Annotated in this window: 21 protein-coding genes; 6 read left to right on the top strand and 15 right to left on the bottom strand. The window is 64.7% G+C overall.

Annotated elements, in window-relative coordinates; translation table 11 throughout:
* The first annotated feature begins 61 nt into the window (after window positions 1-61).
* The gene (locus QY049_RS23105; RefSeq protein WP_258764554.1) at window positions 62-655 is read left to right on the top strand and encodes a DUF4337 domain-containing protein; all 594 of its coding nucleotides are present in this window, start codon (window positions 62-64) and stop codon (window positions 653-655) included.
* Between the two features lie 150 nt (window positions 656-805).
* Here the strand turns inward: QY049_RS23105 and QY049_RS23110 are convergent, their stop codons facing one another.
* The 12 genes from QY049_RS23110 to QY049_RS23165 form a co-directional block, all read right to left on the bottom strand.
* Window positions 806-1,336 (bottom strand): hypothetical protein, encoded by a 531-nt coding sequence (locus QY049_RS23110; RefSeq protein WP_194478954.1) that lies wholly within the window; start codon window positions 1,334-1,336, stop codon window positions 806-808.
* 34 nt (window positions 1,337-1,370) lie between these two features.
* On the bottom strand, window positions 1,371-2,771 hold the full coding sequence (gene lpdA / locus QY049_RS23115) for a dihydrolipoyl dehydrogenase (RefSeq protein WP_194478953.1): 1,401 nt from the start codon (window positions 2,769-2,771) through the stop codon (window positions 1,371-1,373).
* A 57-nt stretch (window positions 2,772-2,828) separates the two neighbouring features.
* Window positions 2,829-3,578, bottom strand: coding sequence for an SDR family oxidoreductase (locus QY049_RS23120; protein WP_258764553.1), 750 nt, complete (start codon window positions 3,576-3,578; stop codon window positions 2,829-2,831).
* A 66-nt stretch (window positions 3,579-3,644) separates the two neighbouring features.
* Window positions 3,645-4,886 (bottom strand): 2-oxoglutarate dehydrogenase complex dihydrolipoyllysine-residue succinyltransferase, encoded by a 1,242-nt coding sequence (gene odhB, locus QY049_RS23125; RefSeq protein ID WP_258764552.1) that lies wholly within the window; start codon window positions 4,884-4,886, stop codon window positions 3,645-3,647.
* A gap of 163 nt (window positions 4,887-5,049) precedes the next feature.
* A complete protein-coding gene (locus tag QY049_RS23130) occupies window positions 5,050-8,007 on the bottom strand; it encodes a 2-oxoglutarate dehydrogenase E1 component (protein WP_194478950.1) in 2,958 nt (985 codons plus the stop codon).
* A 135-nt stretch (window positions 8,008-8,142) separates the two neighbouring features.
* Window positions 8,143-9,027: a succinate--CoA ligase subunit alpha gene (gene sucD / locus QY049_RS23135; RefSeq protein WP_080139562.1), complete on the bottom strand. Its 885-nt coding sequence runs from the start codon at window positions 9,025-9,027 to the stop codon at window positions 8,143-8,145.
* Window positions 9,028-9,061: 34 nt separating this feature from the next.
* Window positions 9,062-9,541, bottom strand: coding sequence for a DUF1579 domain-containing protein (locus tag QY049_RS23140; RefSeq protein ID WP_258764551.1), 480 nt, complete (start codon window positions 9,539-9,541; stop codon window positions 9,062-9,064).
* Between the two features lie 4 nt (window positions 9,542-9,545).
* The gene (sucC, locus tag QY049_RS23145; protein ID WP_258764550.1) at window positions 9,546-10,742 is read right to left on the bottom strand and encodes an ADP-forming succinate--CoA ligase subunit beta; all 1,197 of its coding nucleotides are present in this window, start codon (window positions 10,740-10,742) and stop codon (window positions 9,546-9,548) included.
* 200 nt (window positions 10,743-10,942) lie between these two features.
* The gene (gene mdh, locus QY049_RS23150; protein ID WP_027572983.1) at window positions 10,943-11,911 is read right to left on the bottom strand and encodes a malate dehydrogenase; all 969 of its coding nucleotides are present in this window, start codon (window positions 11,909-11,911) and stop codon (window positions 10,943-10,945) included.
* A 232-nt stretch (window positions 11,912-12,143) separates the two neighbouring features.
* Complete coding sequence (gene zapE, locus QY049_RS23155) at window positions 12,144-13,331, bottom strand: cell division protein ZapE (RefSeq protein WP_258764549.1); 1,188 nt, start codon at window positions 13,329-13,331, stop codon at window positions 12,144-12,146.
* Between the two features lie 147 nt (window positions 13,332-13,478).
* The gene (gene thpR, locus QY049_RS23160) at window positions 13,479-14,015 is read right to left on the bottom strand and encodes an RNA 2',3'-cyclic phosphodiesterase (protein ID WP_194478945.1); all 537 of its coding nucleotides are present in this window, start codon (window positions 14,013-14,015) and stop codon (window positions 13,479-13,481) included.
* A 172-nt stretch (window positions 14,016-14,187) separates the two neighbouring features.
* Complete coding sequence (locus QY049_RS23165; RefSeq protein ID WP_258767099.1) at window positions 14,188-14,823, bottom strand: arylesterase; 636 nt, start codon at window positions 14,821-14,823, stop codon at window positions 14,188-14,190.
* Between the two features lie 55 nt (window positions 14,824-14,878).
* Here QY049_RS23165 and QY049_RS23170 point away from each other — a divergent pair, with 55 nt between their 5' ends.
* The 4 genes from QY049_RS23170 (at window position 14,879) to QY049_RS23185 (ending at window position 19,983) form a co-directional block, all read left to right on the top strand.
* Complete coding sequence (locus QY049_RS23170; RefSeq protein WP_194478943.1) at window positions 14,879-15,601, top strand: ABC transporter ATP-binding protein; 723 nt, start codon at window positions 14,879-14,881, stop codon at window positions 15,599-15,601.
* The gene (locus tag QY049_RS23175) at window positions 15,598-18,168 is read left to right on the top strand and encodes an ABC transporter permease (protein WP_258764548.1); all 2,571 of its coding nucleotides are present in this window, start codon (window positions 15,598-15,600) and stop codon (window positions 18,166-18,168) included. The genes QY049_RS23170 and QY049_RS23175 overlap by 4 nt, the downstream gene beginning before the upstream one ends.
* Window positions 18,169-18,451: 283 nt before the next feature.
* Window positions 18,452-19,243 carry a Bax inhibitor-1/YccA family protein gene (locus tag QY049_RS23180; RefSeq protein WP_194478941.1) on the top strand — a complete coding sequence of 264 codons (792 nt, stop codon included), beginning with the start codon at window positions 18,452-18,454 and terminating at the stop codon, window positions 19,241-19,243.
* A gap of 209 nt (window positions 19,244-19,452) precedes the next feature.
* A complete protein-coding gene (locus QY049_RS23185; protein WP_194478940.1) occupies window positions 19,453-19,983 on the top strand; it encodes a GNAT family N-acetyltransferase in 531 nt (176 codons plus the stop codon).
* Between the two features lie 128 nt (window positions 19,984-20,111).
* On the opposite strand, the gene QY049_RS23190 is transcribed toward QY049_RS23185, so the two are convergent.
* From QY049_RS23190 to acnA, 3 genes are all read right to left on the bottom strand, one after another.
* Window positions 20,112-20,483, bottom strand: a complete 372-nt coding sequence (locus QY049_RS23190) for a DUF2794 domain-containing protein (protein WP_258764547.1) — start codon at window positions 20,481-20,483, stop codon at window positions 20,112-20,114.
* Window positions 20,484-21,054: 571 nt separating this feature from the next.
* Window positions 21,055-21,834 (bottom strand): thioredoxin family protein, encoded by a 780-nt coding sequence (locus tag QY049_RS23195; RefSeq protein WP_194478938.1) that lies wholly within the window; start codon window positions 21,832-21,834, stop codon window positions 21,055-21,057.
* 322 nt (window positions 21,835-22,156) lie between these two features.
* Window positions 22,157-24,877: an aconitate hydratase AcnA gene (gene acnA, locus QY049_RS23200; protein WP_194478937.1), complete on the bottom strand. Its 2,721-nt coding sequence runs from the start codon at window positions 24,875-24,877 to the stop codon at window positions 22,157-22,159.
* Window positions 24,878-25,117: 240 nt separating this feature from the next.
* Between acnA and ccmA the strand changes: the two genes are divergently transcribed.
* Window positions 25,118-25,720: a heme ABC exporter ATP-binding protein CcmA gene (ccmA, locus tag QY049_RS23205; protein WP_258764546.1), complete on the top strand. Its 603-nt coding sequence runs from the start codon at window positions 25,118-25,120 to the stop codon at window positions 25,718-25,720.
* The last annotated feature ends 176 nt before the right edge of the window (window positions 25,721-25,896 follow it).

Genomic DNA, 25,896 nt, shown 5'->3' on the forward strand with positions numbered 1-25,896 from the left:
TGCCTCTTGCGCAGGTCGCTCGGTTCGGTCAATCGTTGCGGAACCGAACAGGAGGGGATTCATGAGCGCACACGAAAGCATGGAGCACGCCGAGCATGCCGAGCACGCATCCGGCGAGAACAAGAAGATCGCCCTCCTGATCGCTGTGCTGGCGCTGTTCCTGGCGATCTCGGAAACGCTCGGCAAGGGCGCCCAGACCGAGTCGATCAGCAAGAATGTCGAGGCCTCCAATCTCTGGGCGTTCTTCCAGGCCAAGAGCATCCGCCGCACCGTGGTCCAGACCGCCGCCGACCAGGGCAAGCTGACGCTTGGCAGCGCCAGCGACGACGCCATGAAGGCCACGGTGCAGAAGCAGATCGACGATTGGCAGAAGACCGCGGCGCGCTACCGCTCCGAGCCCGAGACCGGCGAAGGCACCGAGCAGCTCTCCGAGAAAGCCAAGGAAGCCGAGCACGCGCGCGACGAGGCGACCGCGAAATATCATCACTTCGAGCTGGCGTCGGCTGCGTTCCAGATCGGCATCGTGCTGGCATCGGCCACCATCATCACCGGCATGCTGCCGCTCGCCTGGATCGCGGGACTCCTGACGCTCGCCGGCCTGGGCATGACCGTGCTCGGCGCCTGGGCGCCGCACCTGCTGCATCTGCACGGGTGACTGAGGCCGCCACACGCACAGCTGTCGTGCCCCGGTTCGACCGGGGCATCCACCCACTACGCCGCGACTTCTCGGCTCTAATCTCGATGCCTCTGGAACACTGGATCGCCCGCCTTCGCGGGCGATGACGGTGAGTGTGGAGCGAGCAGATCAGCGCGCCTCGTGCACGCTCTTGCGGAAGCGCTGGATCAGACGGAGCGTGCGCGCTGACCAGCCTTCGCCGTTGCCCTTGATCAGTTCGCGGAGGCGCTGCTTGATCGGCTCGACCAGCTCGGTCGCCCTGGCGCGCAATCTCAGGATCAGCTCGTAGAGCCGCTCGAACCAGTGCATCTCCAGCAGCTTGTCGCGCGTGACGTCGAACACGAAGGCGGTGACGCCGACGCCGAGCATCTTTGCGAACAGGATCGTGAAGACCGCGCTGGTCCAGTATTCATGCGTGAGCAGCCACAGGCCGACCAGCTTGAGCGGAAACAGCGGGATGATCGGGACGGCGAAGACGATCAACGTCATCGCCGGCGAGAGTGCGTCGACGCGATCCGCCAGCCAGGCCTTGAACCGGGCGAGCGGGATCAGTGCGACAACCCGCGCGACGATCGGCTCGAGATGGTCCCACAGCCAGGCTTCGATCAGGAAGATGATCGCCAGCAGGACCCAGACCGGTTGAAGAAGGCGGCGCAGCATGTGATGTCCCGCCCGATTCGGCTTAGGCGCGGTCCTACATATGGATGGCCCGCTTGCCGACTGCAAGCGCGGCTTCCTTGACGGCCTCCGAGCGGGTCGGATGCGCGTGGCAGGTGCGGGCGAGATCTTCCGCACTGCCCCCAAACTCCATGAGAACGCAAGCCTCGTGGATCATTTCGCCGGCTTCACGGCCGATGATGTGCACGCCGAGCACGCGATCGGTCTTCGCATCTGCGAGAATCTTCACGAAGCCGTCGGTGGTCTGGTTGACCTTGGAGCGGCCGTTGGCGGTAAAGGGAAACTTCCCGACCGTGTAGGCGACGCCGGCCTGCTTTAGCTCTTCCTCGGTCTTGCCGACGGAGGACACTTCGGGGCTGGTATACACCACGCCCGGGATGACGTCGTAATTCACGTGGCCGGCCTGGCCTGCGATGATCTCGGCAACGGCGACGCCTTCATCCTCGGCCTTGTGCGCGAGCATGGGACCGGCGACGACGTCGCCGATGGCATAGACGCCCTTCAGGCTGGTGGCGAAATGCGGATCGATCTGGACGCGGCCGCGCGGATCGAGCGCAACGCCGGCTTCCTTCAGGCCGAGCCCGTCGGTGTAGGGCACGCGGCCGATGCAGACGAGCACGACGTCGGCCTCCAGCGTCTCGGCGGCGCCGCCGGCGGCGGGCTCGATCGTCGCCTTCAGCGTCTTGCCTGAAGTATCGACAGCGGTGACCTTCGCACCGAGCTTGAACGCGAAGCCCTGCTTCTCGAGGATGCGCTGGAATTGCTTGGCGATCTCGCCGTCCATGCCGGGCAGGATGCGGTCGAGGAATTCGACCACGACGACTTCGGCGCCGAGCCGCTTCCAGACCGAGCCGAGTTCGAGGCCGATCACGCCGGCGCCGACGATCAACAGCTTGCCGGGGACCTTGTCGAGCGACAGCGCGCCGGTCGACGAGACGATGCGCTTCTCGTCGATCTCGATGCCCTTCAGGCGCGCGATGTCCGAGCCGGTGGCAATCACGATGTTCCTGGTCTCGATCACCTGCGACTTGCCGTCGGCGGAGACCTCGACCTTGCCGGTGCCCAGGATCTTGCCGGTGCCCTTGAGCACGTCGACCTTGTTCTTCTTCATCAGGAACTCGACGCCCTTGACGTTGCCGTCGATGCCCTGCTGCTTGAAGTTCATCATCGCGGGCAATTCGAGCTTCGGCGCGGAGACGTTGACGCCCATCTTGGCGAAGGAATGCGCGGCTTCCTCGAACATTTCGGAGGCGTGCAGCAGCGCCTTCGAGGGCATGCAGCCGACATTGAGGCAGGTGCCGCCGAGCGTGGCGTTCTTTTCGACCACGGCGACTTTCATGCCGAGCTGGCTGGCGCGCACCGCGCAGACATAACCGCCAGGTCCGGTGCCGATGACGACGAGATCGTAGGTAGCCATGAGAGAAAGTCCCGTAGGTTTGGCGTTGTGAGGATGTGTCAGCGTCCGCGCGGCGCGTCAGCGTCCGCCGGACACATCGAGAATGGCCGAGGTAACGTAGGAGGCATCGTCCGACATCAGCCAGACGATGGCGTTGGCGATTTCATCCGCGGTGCCGACGCGCTTCATCGGCACCATATGGGCCAGGCGATGATGCCGGTCGGGCTCGCCGCCTGAGGCGTGGATCTCCGTATCGATCAGGCCGGGGCGGATCGCGGCGACGCGGATGCCTTCGGCCGCGACCTCGTAGCCGAGTCCGATGGTGAAGGAATCCACCGCGCCCTTGGATGCGGCGTAGTCGACATAGGTGTTGGGCGCGCCGAGCTTGGCGGCAACCGACGACAGGTTGACGATGACGCCGCCCTTGCCGCCATGCCTGGTCGACATCCGCTTCACCGCTTCGCGCGCGCAGAGGATGGAGCCGGTGACGTTGACCGCGAGCACGCGCTGGATACGCTCGGCCGACATCTCGTCGACGCGCACCCCGCTCTGGCCGACGATGCCGCCATTGTTGACGAGCGCACCGAGCGTGCCGAACTTGTCGGCCTGCTTGAACAGGTCGATGATGTCGCGTTCCTCGGCGACATCGCATTTCACCGCGATCGCCTTGCCGTTGCTGGCTTCGATCTCGGCAACGACCTCGTCGGCGGCCTTCTTGTTGCTGGCATAGCCGACCACGACGCGGTAGCCGCGCGCGGCCGCCGCAATCGCAGTCGCACGACCAATGCCGCGGCTGCCGCCGGTGATGACAACGACTTTATCCGTCACGCGCGCCTCCATGGTTCGACAGGCGCCGCCGCTACGATCGCGACGGCGCTCGCAGAGCATCAGGGATCAGAGATCGAGCACCAGGCGCGCCGGATCTTCCAGGCTCTCCTTGACGCGAACCAGGAAGGTGACGGCTTCCTTGCCGTCGATCACGCGGTGATCGTAGGACAGCGCCAGATACATCATCGGGCGGACCTCGATCTTGCCGCCGACGACCATCGGACGATCCTGGATCTTGTGCATGCCGAGGATGCCGGATTGCGGCGCGTTCAGGATCGGGGTCGACATCAGCGAGCCGTAGATGCCGCCATTGGTGATGGTGAAGGTGCCGCCCTGCATCTCGTCGATCTTGAGCTGGCCGTCACGGGCGCGGCGACCGAAATCGGCGATGCCCTTCTCGATGTCGGCGATCGACTTGTGGTCGCAGTCGCGCACCACGGGCACGACGAGACCCTTGTCGGTGCCGACGGCGACGCCGATGTGATAGTAGTTCTTGTAGATCAGATCGGTGCCGTCGATCTCGGCGTTGACGGCCGGGATGTCCTTTAGCGCCTGCACGACGGCCTTGGTGAAGAAGCCCATGAAGCCGAGCTTGGAGCCGTGCTTCTTCTCGAACGCATCCTTGTAGTGGGCACGCAGCGCCATGACGTTGGTCATGTCGACCTCGTTGAAGGTCGTCAGCATGGCCGCGGTGTTCTGCACGTCCTTGAGGCGGCGCGCGATGGTCTGGCGCAGGCGGGTCATCTTGACGCGCTCTTCGCGGGCGGCGTCATCGGCCGGCGACGGCGCACGGACCTGCACGGCGGCGGCCGGCTGGTTGACCGGGGTCGGCGCGGAGGCCGCACGTTCGATCGCGGCGAGCATGTCGCCCTTGGTGACGCGGCCGTCCTTGCCGGAGCCCGGGACGGTCGAGGCATCGACGCCGCTCTCAGCCGAGAGCTTGCGCACGGACGGGGCGAGCGGCGCGTCGGCCGGCGGCGCCTTTGCGGCGGGAGCAGCAGCCGGAGCGGCAGCAGCGGGTGCCGGAGCAGCAGCAGGCTTGGCCGGCGCGGCGGCGGGCTTGGCGGCACCGGCGCCATCGGTGATCTGGCCGAGCAGCGCGCCCACAGCAACGGTCGCGCCGTCGGCGGCGATGATCTCGCTCAGCGTGCCGGCGGAGGGCGCCGGGACCTCGATGGTGACCTTGTCGGTCTCGAGCTCCACCAAGGGCTCGTCGACGGCGACCGGGTCGCCAGCCTTCTTGAACCAGCGGCCGATGGTGGCCTCGGTGACGGATTCGCCGAGCGTCGGCACACGAATTTCAGTCATGGTCTTTTCCTTAAGGGATCGCCAATGCGGTCATGAATTCTACTGGTGTCATGCCCCGCGAAGGCGGGGCATCCAGTACTCCGCGGCGGTCGTGGTCATCACGACCGTCACGGCGTACTGGATCGCCCGCCTTCGCGGGCGATGACAGCGTCCTAAAAACTTCTCAGCTCAATGCTTCGTCCAGGAACGCCTTCAACTGCGCCTGATGCTTGGACATCAGGCCAGTGGCGGTCGCGGCGGAAGCGGCGCGGCCGACGTAACGCGGACGCCGGCTCACACCGTTCACCTGGTTCAGCACCCATTCCAGATAGGGTTCGATGAAGTGCCAGGCACCCATGTTGCGCGGCTCTTCCTGGCACCAGATCACTTCCGCCTTCTTGAAGCGGGACAGCTCGGCCACCAGCGCCTTCAGCGGCACCGGATAGAGCTGCTCGACGCGCATCAGATAGATGTCGTCGATGCCGCGCTTCTCGCGCTCCTCGTAGAGGTCGTAATAGACCTTGCCGGAGCACAGCACGATGCGGCGGATCTTCTCGTCCGGGACGAGCTTGATTGGCTCGTTCGGCAGCATCTGGGCGTCATCGTACAGGATGCGGTGGAAGGTCGTGCCCTTGGCGAGTTCCTCGAGACGCGAGACCGCACGCTTGTGACGCAGCAGCGACTTCGGCGTCATCATGATCAGCGGCTTGCGGATCTCGCGATGCAGCTGGCGGCGCAGCACGTGGAAGTAGTTCGCCGGCGTGGTCGGGTAGACAACCTGCATGTTGTCTTCCGCGCACATCTGCAGGTAACGCTCCAGACGCGCCGAGGAATGCTCCGGTCCCTGGCCCTCATAGCCGTGCGGCAGGAGGCAGACGAGGCCGGACATGCGCAGCCATTTGCGCTCGCCCGAGGAGATGAACTGGTCGAACACGACCTGCGCGCCGTTGGCGAAGTCGCCGAACTGGGCTTCCCACAGGGTCAGCGTGTTCGGCTCGGCGAGCGAATAGCCGTATTCGAAGCCGAGCACCGCTTCTTCCGACAGCAGCGAGTTGATGACCTCGTAATGGCCTTGCTCGTTGCCGAGATGGTTGAACGGCGTGTAGCGGCTCTCGTCCTCCTGGTCGATCAGGACCGAGTGACGCTGCGAGAAGGTGCCGCGCTCCGAATCCTGCCCGGACAGACGGACGTGATGGTTTTCGGCGAGCAGCGTGCAGAACGCCAGCGCTTCGCCGGTCGCCCAGTCGATGCCGGCGCCGGTGTCGATCGCCTTGGAACGGTTCTCGAGGAAGCGCTGGATGGTGCGGTGGACGCGGAAACCGTCCGGTACCTTGGTGATCTTGCGGCCGATGTCCTTCAGCTCGGTGAGTTCGACACCGGTGACGCCGCGGCGCGCATCCTCTTCCTGGTCGGCGATCTTGAAGCCCGCCCACTTGCCGTCGAGCCAGTCGGCCTTGTTCGGCTTGTAGGAGGTGCCGGCCTCGAACTCGGCATCGAGACGGGCGCGCCAATCGGCCTTGGCCTTGTCGACCTCGCCCTGGGTCATCACGCCTTCGCTGACCAGACGGCGGGAGTAGAGCTCCAGCGTCGTGGGGTGAGCCGCGATCTTCTTGTACATCACCGGCTGGGTGAACGCCGGCTCGTCGCCTTCGTTGTGGCCATGCCTGCGGTAGCAGAACATGTCGATGACGACGGGCTTGTGGAATTTCTGCCGGAACTCGGTCGCGACCTTGGCCGCGAACACCACGGCTTCCGGATCGTCGCCGTTGACGTGGAAGATCGGCGCGTCGATCATCTTCGCCACGTCGGACGGATAGGGCGAGGAGCGCGAGTAGCGCGGATAGGTGGTGAAGCCGATCTGGTTGTTCACGATGAAATGCACGGAGCCGCCGGTGCGGTAGCCCTTCAGGTCCGACAGACCGAAGCATTCGGCAACCACGCCCTGGCCCGCGAACGCCGCGTCGCCGTGCATGAGCAGCGGCATCACCGAGATGCGCTGGTCCGGCGGATCGCCATGCTGGTCCTGCTTGGCGCGGACCTTGCCGAGCACGACGGGATCGACGATCTCGAGATGCGAGGGGTTGGCGGTCAGCGACAGATGGATGCGGTTGCCGTCGAACTCGCGGTCCGAGGAGGCGCCGAGGTGATACTTGACGTCGCCCGAACCTTCGACCGCGTCGGGGTTGGCCGAGCCGCCCTTGAACTCGTGGAACAGCGCGCGATGAGCCTTGCCCATCACCTGCGTCAGCACGTTGAGGCGACCGCGATGCGGCATGCCCAGCACGACTTCCTTCACGCCGAGATTGCCGCCGCGCTTGATGATCTGCTCGAGCGCGGGGATCAGCGATTCGCCGCCGTCGAGGCCGAAGCGCTTGGTGCCGGTGAACTTGGTGTCGCAGAATTTTTCGAAGCCCTCGGCTTCGACCAGCTTCATCAGGATGGCGCGGCGGCCTTCGCGGGTGAAGGAGATTTCCTTGTCCGGCCCCTCGATGCGCTCCTGGATCCAGGCCTTCTGCGCGGCATTGCTGATGTGCATGAACTCGACGCCGAGCGTCTGGCAGTACGTACGCTCGCAGATCGCGGTGATTTCACGCAGGTTGGCGTATTCGAGACCGAGCACGTGATCGAGGAAGATCTTGCGGTCGAAATCGGCTTCCGTGAAGCCGTAGGTGCGCGGGTCGAGCTCTTCGCGGTTGCGCGGGGCCTCGATCCCGAGCGGATCGAGCTTGGCGTGGAAGTGGCCCCGCATGCGGTAGGAGCGGATCAGCATCAAGGCGCGGACGGAGTCGCGCGTGGCCTGGAGCACGTCGGCGGAAGAGACATCCGCGCCCTTGGCCTGCGCCTTGGCGGCGATCTTGGCGCCGACAGCCTTTTCGACCTCGGCCCAATTGCCGTCGAGCGCGGAGGTCAGGTCGTCCTTCGGGGTCAGTGGCCAGTTGTCGCGCTCCCAGGACGGGCCCTCGGCGTTCTTCCGGACGTCAGCGGGCTGGTCGTTGAGGCTCTTGAAGAACTCCTGCCACTCGGCGTCGACCGAGGACGGATCCTTCTCGTAGCGGGCGTAGATTTCGTCGATGTAGGTGGCGTTGGTGCCCTGCAAAAAGGATGACAGGGCAAAGGCTGCGTTCGCGTCCTGGCGAGACATACTGGGTTCCTGGCGATTTCGGTTCGCGCATAACAAACGGCGCTGGCGCCGAGCTCCCCGACAGGACTCGACGCGACAGGCACCCTTTACCCTATTTGCTGCGAAACTTCGCCCGGAAAAGCACGAAGGAGTGAATTAGCCTTTCAACTTTTCGGCAAGCGTATGGCCGAGCCGTGCCGGCGACGGAGACACTGTAATCCCTGCGGATTTCATCGCTTCGGTCTTGGAGCCGGCATCGCCCTTGCCGCCCGAAATGATCGCGCCGGCGTGGCCCATGCGGCGGCCGGGAGGGGCCGTGACACCGGCGATGAAACCGACCATCGGCTTCTTGCGGCCGCGCTTGGCCTCGTCCTTGAGGAACTGGGCGGCGTCTTCCTCGGCGGAACCGCCGATCTCGCCGATCATGATGATCGACTCGGTCTTGGGGTCGGCGAGGAGCATTTCCAGGACGTCGATGAACTCGGTGCCCTTCACCGGGTCGCCGCCGATGCCGACCGCGGTGGTCTGGCCGAGGCCTTCCTGGGAGGTCTGGAACACCGCTTCGTAGGTCAGCGTGCCCGAACGGGAGACGATGCCGACCGAGCCGGTCTTGAAGATGTTGGCCGGCATGATGCCGATCTTGCACTCGCCTGCGGTCATGACGCCCGGGCAGTTCGGCCCGATCAGGCGCGACTTGGAGCCGATCAGCGAGCGCTTCACGCGCACCATGTCGACGACGGGGATGCCCTCGGTGATGCAGACGATCAGCGGGATCTCGGCGTCGATGGCTTCGCAGATCGCGTCGGCCGCGCCCGGCGGCGGCACGTAGATCACGGACGCATCGGCACCGGTCTTCTCGCGCGCCTCACGCACGGTGTCGAACACCGGCAGGTTCAGATGGGTCGAACCGCCTTTGCCGGGCGAGGTGCCGCCGACCATCTTGGTGCCGTAGGCAATCGCGGCCTCGGAATGGAAGGTACCGTTCTTGCCGGTAAAACCCTGGCAGATGACCTTGGTGTTCTTGTCGATCAGGATGGACATGAGGTCTGCTTTCGCGAAACTAACGAGTGAGAGGTCAGTGGATGCGGCGGTAGACGCCGGTGAGCACGTCAGCCCAGCCTTCCGCGTCCGGCGAGAACTGGATCTTCAACGAATAGGAATTGTCGTCGATGATCTCGTAGACGTGGCGCGCATTGCCGCGGAGCGAGCCGCGCACCAGCGTCAGGGTCTTGCCGACCCATCCGCCGGAGGCGGGCGAGGGCGGCGTGTAGCCGAGCGAGTCGTACCAGAACAATTTGTAGGTCCGGTCGTCACGATCGTAGGTGAAGAGGCCGTGGGTGGCGAAGGCCTGCTTGCCGTCGCGCATCTGGACACTGTCCTGGATCAGATAAAATCCGTTGAGATCCATGCGCGCGACGGTGTGCGAGGTGGCCGGCCCGCCGCTGGTCCAGCGCGACGGGAAGACCATCTCTTCACCATTCCATTCGCCGGCGAACGCGGCGAGACGCGTATGCTCTGCAAGCGGGGATGATGCGGAGAGATGGTCCTGGGCCATGGCGTTAGCCTCCCTTGACGGCCTTCACGATCTTCTGCGCGGCGTCGTCGAGATTGTCGGCCGGCACCACGTTCAGACCGGATTCACGGATGATCTTCTTGCCGAGCTCGACGTTGGTGCCTTCGAGGCGAACCACCAGCGGCACGCTGAGGCCGACCTCGCGCACGGCGGCGGTGACGCCCTCGGCGATCACGTCGCACTTCATGATACCACCGAAGATGTTGACCAGGATGCCCTTCACGTTGGGATCCGCGGTGATGATCTTGAACGCGGCCGCGACCTTCTCCTTGCTGGCGCTGCCGCCGACGTCGAGGAAGTTCGCCGGCGCCATGCCGTAGAGCTTGATGATGTCCATCGTCGCCATGGCAAGACCCGCGCCGTTGACCATGCATCCGATGTTGCCGTCGAGCGTGACGTAGTTGAGGTCGTATTTGGACGCCTCGATTTCCTTGGCGTCTTCCTCGGTCTCGTCGCGCAGCGCCAGCACCTCGGGATGACGGAACAGCGCGTTGTCGTCGAACGACACCTTGGCGTCGAGCACGCGGAGCTGGCCCTGCTTGGTCACGACCAGCGGGTTGATCTCCAGCATCGACATGTCCTTGGCGACGAAGGCCGCGTAGAGCTGCGCGGTGAGCTTTTCCGCCTGCTTGGCGAGGTCACCCGAGAGGTTCAGCGCCTTGGCGACGGTGCGGCCGTGATGGCCCATGATGCCGGTCGCGGGATCGACCGAGAAGGTCACGATCTTCTCGGGGGTGTTGTGCGCGACGTCCTCGATGTTGACGCCGCCTTCGGTCGAGACGACGAAGGAGACGCGCGAGGTCTCGCGGTCGACCAGGATCGAGAGATAGAATTCCTTGTCGATGTCGGAGCCGTCCTCGATGTAGAGGCGGTTGACCTGCTTGCCGGCGGGGCCGGTCTGCACGGTCACGAGCGTGGCGCCGAGCATCTGCTTGGCGAATTCGGAGACCTCCGCGGCCGACTTGGCGATGCGCACGCCGCCCTTGTCGCCGGCCGAGGCTTCCTTGAACTTGCCCTTGCCGCGGCCGCCAGCGTGGATCTGGCTCTTCACGACATAGACCGGACCGGGCAGCGCCTTGGCGGCGGCCTCCGCGTCGGCGGCTTTGAGCACCGGTACGCCCTTGGAGATCGGAACGCCGAACTCACCGAGCAGCGCCTTGGCCTGATATTCGTGGATATTCATATGGTCGCTCCCTGAACCCGCGGGCGGTGACCCCTAAAGGCCCACCTCAGTCTTGTGGCTGGCATACCATATACCACAGGAACTGCAACCCGGATTCTTTGACATCGAAATCTTGGACCCGGAACCCGCCCGGTCATCAGGGGTCCGGAAATGAAACCGCCGAAGACCGGGTTTCGATCTTCGGCGGGGATTGCTTGCCCTCAGCGGCCAAGAAGATCGGGTGCGATCTTCTTGCAGGCGTCTACCAGGCCCTGCACGGCGCCGACCGACTTGTCGAAGGCCTCGCGGTCCTTGCCGGCGAGTTCGATCTCGACGACGCGTTCGACGCCCTTGGAACCGATCACGACGGGCACGCCGACATACATGTCCTTCACGCTGTATTCGCCGTTCAGGTACGCGGCGCAGGGCAGCACGCGCTTCTTGTCCTTCAGATAGCTCTCGGCCATCGCGATGGCAGACGCGGCCGGTGCGTAGAAGGCCGAGCCGGTCTTGAGCAGGTTGACGATCTCGGCGCCGCCGTTGCGGGTGCGGTCGACGATCTCGTCGAGGCGCGCCTGCGAGGTCCAGCCCATCTTGACGAGGTCGGGCAGCGGAATGCCGGCAACGGTCGAGTACTTCACCAGCGGCACCATGGTGTCGCCATGGCCGCCCAGCACGAAGGCGGTGACGTCTTCGACCGAGACGTTGAATTCGTCGGCCAGGAAGTAGCGGAAGCGTGCGGAGTCGAGCACGCCGGCCATGCCGACGACCTTCTTGTGCGGCAGGCCGGAGGCCTTCTGCAGCGCCCAGACCATGGCGTCGAGCGGGTTGGTGATGCAGATGACGAACGCGTCGGGCGCGTACTTCTTGATGCCGGCACCGACCTGCTCCATGACCTTGAGGTTGATGGAGAGGAGGTCGTCGCGGCTCATGCCGGGCTTGCGCGGCACGCCGGCGGTGACGATGCAGACCTTGGCGTTGTCGAGCGCCTCGTAGGAGTTCGCGCCGGTGTAGTGCGCGTCGAAGCCGTCGACCGGCGAGGACTGTGCGATGTCGAGCGCCTTGCCCTGCGGCACGCCCTCGGCGATGTCGAACATCACGACGTCGCCCAGTTCTTTCAGGCCGATGAGGTGAGCCAGCGTTCCGCCGATCTGACCGGAGCCAATCAAAGCAATCTTGTCGCGCGCCATGTGAACCTGTCCTTTAGACACGTTAAGGAGGGGAAAACTGAGAGGGTGGTTATCCCTTTCGCTTCCGCCGTTCAAGTCGGTGGATGCCCAATTGTCGGGCTTGCCGCGTATACAAGCGCAACCCTGTCATTCCCGCCGGCGCGCAGGCGTTAACCCGAAAGTCACGCGGCAGATTCCGAGGCGTGCCGACGACCGCGGGAGCGGCCAGAATGACAGCGCTGGCAAATAGGACTTAAGTCTCCACCAGGCCCTTGGTCGAGCCGCTTGCGGTGGAATCCTTGCGGCCGTGAGGCAGCGCCAGATAGGATTCCGAGCTCATCTCGATCAGGCGCGACGAGGTCCGCTTGAACTCCATCGCCTCGGTGCCCTCGTCCGCAATGTAGAGCGAGATCGGGTTGGCATCGGCCGAGGCCATCAGCTTCACGGCATTGTCATAGAGCGTGTCGATCAGCGTGATGAACCGCTTGGCGGCGTTGCGCTGGGAGAAGTCCATCACTGGAATCTGGTCGACCAGGATGGTGTGATAGTCGTGCGCCAGCCTGAGGTAGTCGGATGCGCCGAGCGGCTTCTCGCAGAGATCGGCGAAGCTGAAGCGCGCCACGCCATGGGCCGAGCACGGCACGTGCAAAGTGCGGCCCTTGATCTGGATGTCGCGCGACTTGCACCTGGCGTTGCCGGTCATCTTCGCCCAGGCGCGATCGAGCGCGGCGTCGGCATCGCCATCCGCCGGCGTCAGCCACATCGGCACGCCCTGGAGTTTCTCCAGCCGGAAGTCGGTGCGCGCATCGAGCCGCGAGACGTCCATGTGGTCGGTGATCTGCTTGATGAAGGGCAGGAACAGCGCGCGGTTCAAGCCGCCCTTGTAGAGATCGTCGGGCGCGACGTTCGAGGTCGCGACCACGACGGTGCCGAGCTCGAACAATTTGGCAAACAGGCGCCCGAGGATCATCGCGTCCGCGATGTCGGTGACGTGGAATTCGTCGAAGCAGAGCAGCCAGCTCTCCTCGAAGATCGCGTTCGCCGTCAGCGCAATGACGTCACCGTCGGCGATCTCGCCGCGCGCGATGCCCTGGCGATAGTCGTAGATACGCTCGTGCGCTTCCGCCATGAACTCGTGGAAATGCGAGCGGCGCTTGTGCGCGACGGTCGAGTGCTGGAAGAACAGATCCATCAGCATGGTCTTGCCGCGGCCGACCTCGCCATGGATGTAGAGCCCGCGCGGAGCCTCGTCCTTGTCGCCACCGCTGAACAGGCGGGCGAGCAGCCCCTGCTTGCGGTTCGGCTTGTAGTTCGCCAGCCGCAAATCGAGCGCCGCATAAGCCTCGGCGACCTCGGCCTGCGCGGCATCGGGCTCGATCGCGCCGGAGGCGATCTGGGCCTGATACGCTTCGCTGAAGGAGGAATCTGGAGTGGAGAGCATCGCCCTTTACCGCCAGAGACCGGCGGAAATTGCAAGCCGTCAATTGGTGCGGGGCGCTATGCGCGCCGTATCCCGGGCGCGCTGCAGCGTGTAACGCTGCGGCGCAGAGCCGGGGGACCCACCGCTTCGTACATCGCCGAAAGCGATCTACTCACACAGCTCGTAGGCGTCCTCGACGACATACGGCCCGCCGCCGGTCGATGCGCGCGAGGAGAACAGCACGAACCGCTCCGCAGTGAACGCCTTGCTCGGGAAGTAGCCGCGGATCGAGAGATAATCGGCGACGTCGCGGTCGGAGGCGTCGTGCAAACGGGCCAGCGTGACGTGCGGGATGAACTTGCGTCCTTCCGGATCGAGACCGATCCGCTGCATCATCCGTTCGAGCTCGGCCTGCAAATCCATCAGCGGCTTGCTCGGCGCGATGGTGGCGACCACCGCGCGCGGCTTGCGGCCGCCGAAGCTCGTCAACCCCTGCACCTTGACCTCGAACGGCTTGCGGTCGACGCGAAACAGCATCGACGCGATCTCGTTGGCGGAGACGCCGTCGATGTCGCCGATGAAGCGCAGAGTGACGTGATAATTTTCGGGATCGATCCACCTGGCGCCGGGAAGGCCGCCCCTGAGATTGGAAAGCGACTGGCCGATCTCGGCCGGAATTTCCAGACCAGTGAACAAACGCGGCATCGTTTCGTACTCCCGATGCTTGGGTACGGTCCCTGAGCAGGACCCTATCCAAATTAGAGCCGGCGACGAATCACCGGTACCCTGATTCCTATCGCAGTTGTGTGACTCTGCGAAGTGTTGCCACGGCTACACCGGGAAAACCCTGGGTATTACGGTTGGCGTTGCCTGCTTTTCAACGGCGTTGCTCGCCGATCGTGCGTACGAATGCCTCGACCGTGGGCAGCATGTTGTTGACGACGATGTCGACGCCTTCGGCGGTCGGATGAATGCCGTCGGCCTGGTTGAGCTTGGCGTCGGCCGCGACGCCGTCGAGGAAGAACGGATAGAGCGGCACGTCGAACTGTTTCGCCAGATCCGGATAAATCGAATTGAAGCGCGCGCCATAATCCGCGCCGAAATTCGGCGGCGCCAGCATCCCACACAGCATCACGGCGATCTTGCGCGCCCTGAGACGCTGAACGATGTCGGTCAGCGCCGCCCGCGTCAAGTCAGGGTCGATGCCGCGCATCGCGTCGTTGGCGCCGAGCTCGAGGATGACACCCTCGGTTCCGTCGGGCACCGACCAGTCGAGCCGGTCGCGGCCGCCGGACGAGGTGTCGCCCGACACTCCCGCGTTGATCATGTCGACCGTTATGCCCTTGGCTTGCAAGGCTTTTTGAAGCTTCGCGGGAAACGCGTCCTGGGCCGAAAGGCCCAGACCGGCGCTCAAGGAATCGCCGAGAACGACCAGCTTGATCGGCTTCGTTGCGTCCGCCCAGGCGGGATTGGCGAACGTCATCAAAGCGAGCATCAACACGGCTATGTGCATGAACAATCCGTAACGCCTCTCGACCGCGCGTGCGGAGTTGCCATATGACCGGACCATGGACATCAGCACCTCTCCCTCTTCGCTCGCCGGCACTGCGCCGGACACCATCGCCATCTCCAACGTCAATCTCTCATTGGGGTCGGGGGCGGCACGCGTTCATATCCTCAAGGATATCAGCTTGCGCGTCGGCTCGGGGGAGACGATCGGCCTGATCGGCCCGTCAGGCTCGGGCAAATCCACGCTGCTGATGGTGATGGCGGGGCTGGAGCGTCCTGATAGCGGAGAGGTGGTGGTGTCGGGCACGCCTTTCAATGCCCTCGACGAGGACGCGCTGGCCCGCTTCCGCGGCCGCCAGGTCGGCATCGTCTTCCAGTCCTTCCACCTGATCCCGACCATGACGGCGCTGGAAAACGTCGCGGTGCCGCTCGAGCTTGCCGGCAATCCCGACGCGAGCAGGCGCGCGGCCGAGGAGCTGCAATCGGTCGGGCTCGGCGACCGCCTGCATCACTATCCGACGCAGCTCTCGGGCGGCGAGCAGCAGCGCGTCGCGCTCGCGCGTGCGCTGGCACCGGATCCCGCCATCCTCGTCGCGGATGAGCCGACCGGCAATCTCGACGAGGCGACCGGCAAGCAGATCGTCGACCTGCTCTTCAACAAGCATGCCGAGCGCGGCATGACCTTGGTGCTGGTCACGCACGATTCCTCGCTCGCGCATCGCTGCGATCGCGTGATCCGCCTGCGCTCGGGGCGCATCGAAACGCAGACGACCAACGCATGAGCGTCGCTGTCGAACCGTTTGCGAAGCCGAACGGCGTCGCGCTGTCGCTGCGCTATGCCTTGCGCGAATTGCGCGGAGGCCTGCGCGGCTTCTACGTCTTCATCGCCTGCATCGCGCTCGGCGTGATGGCGATATCGGGTGTCGGCTCGGTCTCGGCGAGCCTGAGCGAAGGTCTTGCACGCGAGGGCCGCACGCTGCTCGGCGGCGACGTCTCGTTCGTGCTGTTCCAGCGCGAGGCGAAACCCGACGAAGTTGCCTTCCTGCGCTCGCGCGGCACCGTCTCCGTTGCCTCCACCTTGCGCGGCATGGCGCGCTCGACCGACGGCAAGCTGGCGCTGGTCGAGATGAAGGCGGTCGACGACACCTATCCGATGCTCGGCCAGTTGACGCTGGCGCCGCAGCTGCCGCTGAGCGACCTGCTCGCCGAACGCGACGGCGCGTTCGGCGCGGCTGCCGACCCGACGCTGCTGGCGCGGCTGTCGCTCAAGATCGGCGACCGCGTCACCATCGGCTCGGCAACCTTCCAGATCCGATCGAGCGTCGAGGCCGAGCCCGACAAGCTCGCCAGCGGCATTGGTTTCGGGCCACGCTTCCTGATCAGCGAAGCGGCCTTGCGCGCCACCGGCCTCGTTCAGCCCGGCAGCCTGGTGCGCTGGGTCTATCGCGTAAAGCTGCCTGATAGCGCCAACAGCGACCGCGCCACCGACGCCTTCATCGCGGACGCGCGGAACGCCGCGCCGCAGGCCGGCTGGGAGATCCGCAGCCGCTCCAACGCTTCGCCGCAGCTCGAGCGCAATATCGGCCGCTTCACGCAGTTCCTGACGCTGGTCGGCCTCGCCGCGCTGCTGGTCGGCGGTGTCGGCGTCGCCAACGCAGTCAAGAGCCATATCGATCGCCGGCTCGAGGTGATCGCGGCCTTCAAGGCCGTCGGCGCCACCGGGCGCGACGTGTTCGGCATTTATCTGGCGCAAGTCGTGCTGCTCGCCGCGATCGGCTCGGTGATTGGCCTTGCGCTCGGCGCGGCCATGCCGTTTGCCATCGTCGGCCTGTTCGGAAAACTGTTGCCGCTGCCCGTGGTGCCGGCCGTACATGCCGACGAGCTCGCGCTGTCCTTCGTCTATGGCCTGCTGACCGCGCTCGCCTTCGGCCTGTGGCCGCTCGGGCGCGTGCACGACGTGCCGGTCGCAGCGCTGTTCCGCGACACCATCGCGGCCGAATGGCACCGGCCGCGCCTTGGCTATCTCGTGCTCATGGGCGTCGTCGTCGCGCTGCTCGTCGCCGTCGTGATCGGGCTGTCGTTCGACAAGCGCATCGCCGCGGTGTTCGTGGTCTCCTCCGTGGTCGTGTTCGCCGTGCTGCGCGGTGTCGCTGCGGTGCTGATGGCGATCGCGCGCCGGCTGCCGCGCACGCGCTTCACCATGCTGCGGCTCGCGATCGCCAACATCCACCGCCCGGGGGCGCTGACGCCGTCCGTCGTGCTCTCGCTCGGTCTTGGCCTGGCCGTGCTCGTCACCATCACCCAGATCGACGGCAATCTGCGCCGGCAGTTCCTGGCCGCACTGCCCGACCGCGCACCGTCGTTCTATTTCATCGACATTCCGAGCACGCAGGCCGCACCCTTCGACGATTATCTGCGCCAGATCGCACCGGGATCGAAGGTCGAGGACGTGCCGATGCTGCGCGGGCGCATCGTCGCCGCCGGCGGCGTCCGCGCCGAGGACCTCAAGCCGACGACCGACTCCGAATGGGTGCTGCAGAGCGACCGCGGCCTCACCTATACCGGCGAGCTGCCGAAGGGCTCCAAGGTGGTCGAGGGCAAGTGGTGGAGCGCCGACTATTCCGGCCCGCCGCTGGTCTCGATGGAGAAGAAGATCGCCGACGGGCTCGGCCTCAAGCTCGGCGACGAGATCGTCGTCAACGTGCTCGGCCGCGACATCCCGGCGAAGATCGGCAATCTGCGCACCATCGACTGGCAGGGGCTCGGCATCAATTTCGTGCTGGTGTTCTCGCCGAACGCCTTCAAGGGCGCGCCGCACACCCACATCGCGACGCTGACCGAAGCCGGCGGCGATGCGACCGGCGACGGCAAGATCATCAAGCAGGTCGCGGATGCTTACCCGATGGTGACGAGCGTGCGCGTGCGCGAGGTGATGGAGACGGTCGGCGCGGTCGTCACCAATCTCGCGCTGGCGATCCGCGGCGCCAGCGCCGTGACCCTGATCTCGGCGATCCTGGTACTGGGCGGCGCGCTCGCCGCCGGCCATCGCCACCGCGTCTATGATGCGGTGATCCTGAAGACGCTCGGCGCCACGCGGCTGCGATTGCTCGGTGCCTATGCGCTGGAGTATCTGCTGATCGGCCTTGCCACCGCAATGTTCGGCGTGATCGCCGGCAGCATCGCGGCCTGGATGATCGTCACGCGGCTGATGACGCTGACCTTCGTCTGGCAGGCTGCGAGCGCGGCCGGCGTAGTTGCCGCCGCCCTGGTCGTCACCGTCGGGCTCGGGCTTGCCGGCACGTTGCTGGCGTTGAACAAAAAGCCCGCCACGGTGTTGCGCAATTTGTGACAAAAGGTAGCGGATGGCGGCGCGGGATCGGAATCGCGTGATTTCCGCGATTAACCCCGCCCGCTTGTCAGGTTTGCGTCAGGAGCACACGTAGAGGGCGACATTCGGCCGCGCGTGGACGGTTGCAGCGAATGTGTTAGTTTCCCACATATCGGATGGGTTCGGAGCCCCGATTGTTAGCTAAAGTTAATGTCGGCAGACATCGGTTTCCGAGATAGAATTTGACGAACCGGCGGCATGGCAACCCCTATGCCGGACCGGACCAACCAATGGGAATTCGACCATGTCGGACCTGGACCGCAATTACACTTCTCCTTTCGGTAGGGCCGCCGGGCGTGTTGACGCCGCGACGGTCGATGCCGGCCTGCGCGCCTACATGCTGCGCATCTACAACTATATGAGCATCGGCCTCGCCATCACGGGCCTCGCCGCGCTCGGCGTCTACATGGCTGCCGTCACCGACGTTCCGACGGCGGAAGCCGTCCGCGTCGGCAAGCTGTTCCTGACGCCGTTCGGCTACGCGATGTTCGTGAGCCCGCTGAAATACCTGTTCATGCTCGCGCCGCTCGCCATGGTGTTCGTGATCTCGGCAGGCATCAACCGCCTGGCGCCCTCGACCGCGCAGATCCTGTTCTGGGTGTTCTCGGCGCTGATGGGCATCTCGCTGTCCTCGATCTTCCTGGTGTACACGCACACCTCGATCGTGCGGGTGTTCTTCATCACCGCGGCGACCTTCGGCGCGCTGAGCCTCTACGGCTACACCACCAAGCGTGACATGAGCGGCATGGGCTCGTTCCTGTTCATGGGCCTGATCGGCATCATCATCGCGAGCCTGGTGAACCTGTTCCTGGCCAGCACCGCGCTGCAGTTCATCGTGTCGGTGGTCGGCGTGCTGGTGTTCGCGGGCCTCACCGCCTGGGATACCCAGCGGCTGAAGAACGACTACATCTACGGCTACGCTTCGGCCGGCGGTGACATCGCCGAACGTGCGGCGATCTCCGGCGCGTTGTCGCTGTACTTGAACTTCATCAACCTGTTCACGCTGCTGCTGCAGCTCCTCGGCCAGCGCGACTAAGCGCCGGACCAGAGCGAACGGACACCGACCCCGGCCGAAAGGCCGGGGTTTTTGTTTGCCCGCTGCCTATCCGCTCATTACGGACGCAGCGAAGCGGTCCAGCGTCCCTCCATGGATGCATTTCTGGATTGCCTCGCTACGATCGCAATGACGGTGTGGAAGGAGCGCTGCCCCTTCCAGCCACCACGGGAACGCTCTAATCTCTCCCCATGTCCGCACCCGAAATCAGGCCCACTATCGAGGCCGACCTCCCCGCCATCACCGCCATCTACCAGCAGGCCGTCCGCGAGGGCACCGCGACGTTCGAGCTGGATCCGCCAGACCTCGCCGAAATGACGCGCCGCTATCGCGCACTGGTCGACGGCGGCTATCCCTATTTCGTCGCCATCCTCGACGGCCGTCTCGCGGGCTACGCCTATGCCGGCGCCTATCGGCCCCGCCCGGCCTATCGCTTCACGGTCGAGAACTCGATCTATCTGGACCCGGGCTTCCACCGCCGCGGCATCGGCTCGTTGCTGCTGGAGCGGCTGGTCAGCGAATGCGAAGCGCGTGGCTTCCGCCAGATGATCGCCGTGATCGGCGATTCCGCCAATGCCGGCTCGATCGGCGTGCACACCAGAGGCGGCTTCAAGATGATCGGCACGCATCCCAATGTCGGCCTGAAATTCGGCCGCTGGCTGGATACGGTGATGATGCAGCGCGACCTCGGCGAGGGCGCGAAGAACGTGCCGGCGAAGTAGGTTCATTCGTCATTCCTGGGGCGATGCGTCGGCATCGAACCCGGAATCCAGAAGTTTCCTTCGCAAAAGCGGATCGAGATTCCGGGTTCGCGACTTCGGTCGCGCCCCGGAATGACGACCGAAGGTCGTCACACCACCGCCAGCTTCCTGTCGATCACCAGCAGCACGCGCTCGAGCTCGTGGCCGCGGCGCAGGATCAGGCCGGTCGCCGAGATCACGCTGTACATGCCCTGCTTGCGCGCGAGCCGCGGATCTTTCTCGATGCGGTAGATCGGCACTTCGGAGGCCCGGCGATAGACCGAGAACACCGCGCGGTCCTTCAGGAAGTCGATGGCATAGTCGCGCCACTCGCCGTCGGCGACCATGCGGCCATAGAGATTGAGAATTCGGTGCAGTTCGAGCCGGTCGAACGTCACCCGGCCGGGTTGGGCATTCGCAGCGGCGGGGCGCGCCACTGCGCGCTGCTCGCTCGGATCGGCATCCTCCGACGTCAAACTCATGGGGCGCCTCCTGTCGTGTCAGCATGACCGCCCCCGCGAAGACCGTCCCCGGAGCCGCGGATCATGACAATTGCATGATTGCGCCAACCGTTCCCCGCCGCAAGGGGCTCTTGAAGTGCCCACGAGAACCACATGAGAACCACTTTAGAACCACATGAGAACTGGGGGCCATCTCGCCGGCCGGTTGCGAATCATGACACATGCAACGGTTGAAATTCCCGGCGGCAAAGCGTCACGGGATCGTTAGCAGGAATCACAGGATCGCCGCTTTTCCGCCCATCGCCTGCCGCCCTGCGTTGCGAAAAGGCTGGTGTGCGTTGACCCGGTCCTTTCGGTTCCGGATTCCTCAGCCCCCAGCCCCCCGGGGTCGAACAGGATCGGGTCTGTACGCGCGACAAGGAGGGCCAACGCGAGTTGGTCCTTTTTTGTTTGTGTCCGGGTGTGTCTGCCTCGATGACCTGCTCCCTCATCGGCGCCATCACTCTCGCCCCTGATCCTCAGGGAGACGCGCGCATGAACGCGCTCCTCACCATGAGGAGCGAGAGCAATCTCGACACTGGAGAGTTTCGAATTAGTGCAGCGACGTATACGCCGCGCCCAGCATCGCACCGGGCTTCTCGCGGCTACCGTCCTGGACATAGACCACCGCACCGTCGACCCCATCGCGCGACGTCAGATTCTCGAGCGGCACGCTCCAGCTTTCGGGACGCCCGTTCCAGTCGCCGACCTTGAGCAGATTGCGCACGACGTTGTGATAGGTGATCTGCTGTCCGCGATTCTCGCCGCGGCCGATCTCGATCGGCACCGATTTCGCAATCGAGCAGATCCAGACTTCGCCATGCGAGACCGTCGGCTCCCTGCTCGCTGCGACCGACACGTTGATCTGCTTGCCCGCGAGCGACATCGTCACCGGCACGCTCATCACGCCCGCGCCCAGGTCCGTCTTGTCGATCGCGTTTTCGATGCCGGAGCGGTCGCTGCCGATGACATGCACGGCGCCGTTGACCACGGCCTGCGGGGTATAGACTTCGCGGTCACCGCGCATGCGTGAATAGGCGCGCTGCCGCGCCGAGAAACGTGAATCCGCCAGCGTGTCCTTCCAGCCGAGATAATCCCAATAGTCGATCGGCATGCTCAGCGCGATGATCGAGGGATCCTTGGCGAGGTCGCCGATGACCTTGTCGGCGGGCGGGCAGGACGAGCAGCCCTGGGATGTGAAGAGCTCGACCACGGCGCGCGGGTCGGCCTCGGCGGGACGGACAACGGCGACGATGGCGCAGATGCCGAGTGCTCCCGACCAGAATGCACCGGACCAGCGCGAGACGAAATTAGAGGCCATCATTCCAGTCATGTCGAACGTCACACATGGTAGCTCGTGGGGGAGATCTTATCGCCGGATGGTCACCGTAGTCTTACGGGCGCGGCACGTTCAACCGTCCAACACGCGCTTTGCGCCGGGCGGGCCCATCTGAAGCATGCCGCAAACGTACGAAGGCGGCCTTTTGATAGGCCGCCTTCGTTTAACCTTCTACTCACGTCGCAGTGAGCCACCGTTCACAAATTCGCGCGCCAAAGTGCGCCCAGCGCACTTTAGATTGTCGTTGGAGCATGATCTTTCCGGAAAACCGCTGCGCACTTTGCGCTAACGCGGCCCTTCGGGTCCGGATCATGCTCTAGGCCGCGAGCTTGCGCAGCACGTAGTGCAGGATGCCGCCGTTCCGGTAGTAGTCGAGCTCGTCCAGCGTATCGATGCGGCACAGCAGCGAAACGCGCTGGAGCTTGCCGTCGCCCGACACGATCTCGGCGGTCAGCTTCTGGCGCGGCTTGAGGTCGCCGACGAGGCCACGCAGCGTGACCTTCTCGTCGCCCTTGAGGCCGAGCGAGGACCAGGAGGTGCCTTCCTCGAAGGTCAGCGGCAGCACGCCCATACCGACCAGGTTGGAGCGATGGATGCGCTCGAAGCTCTGGCAGATCACGGCGCGAACGCCGAGCAGACGCGTACCCTTCGCAGCCCAGTCGCGCGAGGAGCCGTTGCCGTACTCGGCGCCGGCGAACACGACGAGCGGCACCTGCTCCTGCTGGTACTTCATCGCGGCGTCGTAGATCGACATCTGCTCGCCGTCGGGCCAGTGCTTGGTCAGACCGCCTTCGGGGATATTTCCATCCGCGCCCTTCAGCATGAAGTTCTTGATGCGGATGTTGGCGAAGGTGCCGCGCATCATGACTTCGTGGTTGCCGCGACGCGTGCCGTACTGGTTGAAGTCGGCCGGACGCACCTGGTGTTCGCTGAGATATTTGCCGGCGGGCGAGGTGAGCTTGATCGAGCCGGCCGGCGAGATGTGGTCGGTGGTGATCTTGTCGCCGAACATCGCGAGGATACGCGCTTCGACGATATCGGTGACCGGCTCCGGCTCCTTCTTCATGCCGTCGAAATAGGGCGGGTTCTGCACGTAGGTCGAAGACATGTTCCAGCGATAGGTCTCGCTCTCGACCGTCTTGATCTTGCGCCAGTTGGTGTCGCCCTTGAACACGTCGGCATACTTCTTCTTGAAGATCGACGCGGTCACGAACTTCTTCATGAAGGCGTTGATCTCCTTCGTCGTCGGCCAGATGTCCTTCAGGTACACCGGCTTGCCGTCCTTGCCTTCGCCGAGCGGCTCGACCGCGAGGTTCTTGGTGACGCTGCCGGCGAGCGCATGGGCGACGACCAGCGGCGGCGAGGCCAGATAGTTCGCCTGCACGTCCGGCGAGACGCGGCCTTCGAAGTTGCGGTTACCGGAGAGCACGGCAGCAGCGACGATGCCGTTGTCGTTGATCGACTTCGAGATCTCCTCCGGCAGCGGGCCGGAATTGCCGATGCAGGTGGTGCAGCCGAAGCCGACCAGGTTGAAGCCGACCTTGTCGAGATCGGCCTGGAGGCCGGAATCGGAAAGATATCCGGCGACGACCTGGCTGCCCGGGGCGAGCGAGGTCTTCACCCACGGCTTTGCCTTGAGGCCCTTCGCAGCGGCGTTGCGGGCCAAGAGACCGGCGCCGATCAGAACGCTCGGGTTCGAGGTGTTGGTGCAGGAGGTGATGGCGGCGATGACGACGTCGCCATGGCCGATCTCGTAGTTCTTGCCTTCGACGGCGAAGCGCTTGTTGGGCTCCTCGGCCTTCTTGTACTCAGTGCCGAGTGCGAGCGAGAAGCCTTCGGCGACCGAGGGCAGCGCGATGCGGCCTTCGGGACGCTTCGGGCCGGCCATCGACGGCACGACGTCGGCGAGGTCGAGCGTCAGCGTTTCCGTGAACACCGGATCAGCCGACTTGGCGGTGCGGAACAGGCCCTGCGCCTTGGCATAGGCCTGCACCAGCGCGACGCGCGCAGGCGCGCGGCCAGAGGTCTTGAGATAGTCGATCGCGGCCGCGTCGACGGGGAAGAAGCCGCAGGTCGCGCCATATTCCGGCGCCATGTTGGCGATGGTCGCCTTGTCGGCGACCGAGAGATTGTCGAGACCGGGGCCGAAGAACTCGACGAACTTGCCGACCACGCCGAGCTTGCGCAGCATCTGCGTGACGGTGAGCACGAGGTCGGTCGCGGTGACGCCTTCCTTCATGGCGCCCTTCAGCTTGAAGCCGACGACGTTGGGCAGCAGCATGGACAGCGGCTGGCCGAGCATGCAGGCTTCCGCCTCGATGCCGCCGACGCCCCAGCCGAGCACGGCGAGTCCGTTGACCATGGTGGTGTGGGAGTCGGTGCCGACCAGCGAGTCGGGATAGGCGACCTCGAAGGTGCCGGTCTTCTTGCCGACCGTCATCTTCTCCTTCTTGGTCCAGACCGTCTGGGAGAGATATTCGAGATTGACCTGATGGCAGATGCCGGTGCCGGGCGGCACGACGGAGAAGTTCGAGAACGCCTTCTGGCCCCATTTCAGGAACTCGTAGCGCTCCTGGTTCTGCTTGTACTCTTCGGTGACGTTCTTGGCGAAAGCCTTGTTGTCGCCGAAGAAGTTCACGATCACGGAGTGGTCGATGACGAGATCGACCGGAACCAGCGGGTTGATCTTCTCGGCGTCGCCGCCGAGCTTCTGCATGGCGTTGCGCATCGCAGCCAGATCGACCACGGCCGGGACGCCCGTGAAATCCTGCATCAGCACGCGGGCCGGGCGGAACGCGATCTCATGCTCCAGCGACTTCTTGCGCAGCCACTTCGAGACCGCAACGATGTCTTCCTTCTTGACCGAGCGGCCGTCCTCGTTGCGCAGAAGGTTCTCGAGCAGGACCTTCATCGAATAGGGAAGTTTCGAAATTCCCTTCAGACCATTCTTCTCCGCCGTGGGCAGGCTGTAATACACATAGGTCTTGGCGCCGACCTTGAGGGTCTTTTTGCATTTGAAGCTGTCGAGCGAGGTCATGTAGGAAATCCCAATTGTTAGTTATACCCGGCAGGGTATTTTAACACCGTCAGCGAAGCAGGCTGGGTCGCTTGCAGGGACAGGTTGAGTTGCTGCATCAAGTAGTTCCGGGCTTATAGAAGCTTTCTAACCGCGCCGCCACAGCCACAATCGAACCCAGCAAGTCGCGAGCCAAAAATTCTGATGCGCTACCCCAAGATTTCCTGAGGCCTGGCTTTGAACGGGTTGGTACCAGGTCAGATGAAGCTGTCCGGACGCGGGGTGGTTTGCGTGCGGGGCGGCCGCGAGGTGTTTTCCGGGCTCGATTTCGAGGCGGTCTCCGGCGAAGCCGTGGCGGTCGTGGGACGCAACGGAGCGGGCAAGACCTCGTTGCTGCGGCTGATCGCCGGGCTGCTGATGCCGGCCGGCGGCACGATCGTACTGCACGGGGGCGACACCGACATGACGCTGCCCGAGCAGTGCCACTATCTCGGTCATCGCGATGCCCTGAAGCCGGCGCTGAGCGTGGCTGAAAATCTGTCATTCTGGGCTGAATTTCTGGGCGGCGTGCGCTGTGACGCGACTGAGAGCCTGGCCACCGTCGGCCTCGACCATGCCACCGATCTGCCCGCCGCCTTCCTGTCCGCCGGCCAGCGCCGCCGGCTGTCGCTGGCCCGGCTGCTGACGGTCCGCCGCCCGGTCTGGCTGCTGGACGAGCCGACCACGGCGCTGGATGCCGCAGGCCAAGAGATGTTTAGCGGGCTCATGCGCGACCATCTGGCGCGCGGCGGCCTGATCATCGCCGCCACCCATGGGCCGCTCGGCATCGAATCGCGGGAGCTTCGGATTGGGGGTGTGACGTGAGGCGGTACGACCCTCAGTTTTCCAAGCGGCTAGGCACGGCTCCCTCCGTTCCCTCCCCCCTTGTGGGGGAGGGTCAGGGAGGGGGGTGCCACACGCGGACTTTCTCAGTCGGCCGACGTTCCTCCCTGCGATCAAGCGCACAATTTCCTCTGCTACCCCTCTCCCTCTCCCCCACC

This window comes from Bradyrhizobium sp. WYCCWR 13022, assembly GCF_030435535.1.
Taxonomy (GTDB): domain Bacteria; phylum Pseudomonadota; class Alphaproteobacteria; order Rhizobiales; family Xanthobacteraceae; genus Bradyrhizobium.

Bases quoted from the DNA above. Each gene is read 5' to 3' on its own strand.
- QY049_RS23105 (WP_258764554.1), top strand. From the start codon at position 62: ATGAGCGCACACGAAAGCATGGAGCACGCCGAGCATGCCGAGCACGCA.
- QY049_RS23110 (WP_194478954.1), bottom strand. From the start codon at position 1,336: ATGCTGCGCCGCCTTCTTCAACCGGTCTGGGTCCTGCTGGCGATCATC.
- lpdA (WP_194478953.1), bottom strand. From the start codon at position 2,771: ATGGCTACCTACGATCTCGTCGTCATCGGCACCGGACCTGGCGGTTAT.
- odhB (WP_258764552.1), bottom strand. From the start codon at position 4,886: ATGACTGAAATTCGTGTGCCGACGCTCGGCGAATCCGTCACCGAGGCC.
- QY049_RS23130 (WP_194478950.1), bottom strand. From the start codon at position 8,007: ATGTCTCGCCAGGACGCGAACGCAGCCTTTGCCCTGTCATCCTTTTTG.
- sucD (WP_080139562.1), bottom strand. From the start codon at position 9,027: ATGTCCATCCTGATCGACAAGAACACCAAGGTCATCTGCCAGGGTTTT.
- QY049_RS23140 (WP_258764551.1), bottom strand. From the start codon at position 9,541: ATGGCCCAGGACCATCTCTCCGCATCATCCCCGCTTGCAGAGCATACG.
- sucC (WP_258764550.1), bottom strand. From the start codon at position 10,742: ATGAATATCCACGAATATCAGGCCAAGGCGCTGCTCGGTGAGTTCGGC.
- mdh (WP_027572983.1), bottom strand. From the start codon at position 11,911: ATGGCGCGCGACAAGATTGCTTTGATTGGCTCCGGTCAGATCGGCGGA.
- zapE (WP_258764549.1), bottom strand. From the start codon at position 13,331: ATGCTCTCCACTCCAGATTCCTCCTTCAGCGAAGCGTATCAGGCCCAG.
- thpR (WP_194478945.1), bottom strand. From the start codon at position 14,015: ATGCCGCGTTTGTTCACTGGTCTGGAAATTCCGGCCGAGATCGGCCAG.
- QY049_RS23165 (WP_258767099.1), bottom strand. From the start codon at position 14,823: ATGCACATAGCCGTGTTGATGCTCGCTTTGATGACGTTCGCCAATCCC.
- QY049_RS23170 (WP_194478943.1), top strand. From the start codon at position 14,879: ATGGACATCAGCACCTCTCCCTCTTCGCTCGCCGGCACTGCGCCGGAC.
- QY049_RS23175 (WP_258764548.1), top strand. From the start codon at position 15,598: ATGAGCGTCGCTGTCGAACCGTTTGCGAAGCCGAACGGCGTCGCGCTG.
- QY049_RS23180 (WP_194478941.1), top strand. From the start codon at position 18,452: ATGTCGGACCTGGACCGCAATTACACTTCTCCTTTCGGTAGGGCCGCC.
- QY049_RS23185 (WP_194478940.1), top strand. From the start codon at position 19,453: ATGTCCGCACCCGAAATCAGGCCCACTATCGAGGCCGACCTCCCCGCC.
- QY049_RS23190 (WP_258764547.1), bottom strand. From the start codon at position 20,483: ATGAGTTTGACGTCGGAGGATGCCGATCCGAGCGAGCAGCGCGCAGTG.
- QY049_RS23195 (WP_194478938.1), bottom strand. From the start codon at position 21,834: ATGACTGGAATGATGGCCTCTAATTTCGTCTCGCGCTGGTCCGGTGCA.
- acnA (WP_194478937.1), bottom strand. From the start codon at position 24,877: ATGACCTCGCTCGACAGCTTCAAATGCAAAAAGACCCTCAAGGTCGGC.
- ccmA (WP_258764546.1), top strand. From the start codon at position 25,118: ATGAAGCTGTCCGGACGCGGGGTGGTTTGCGTGCGGGGCGGCCGCGAG.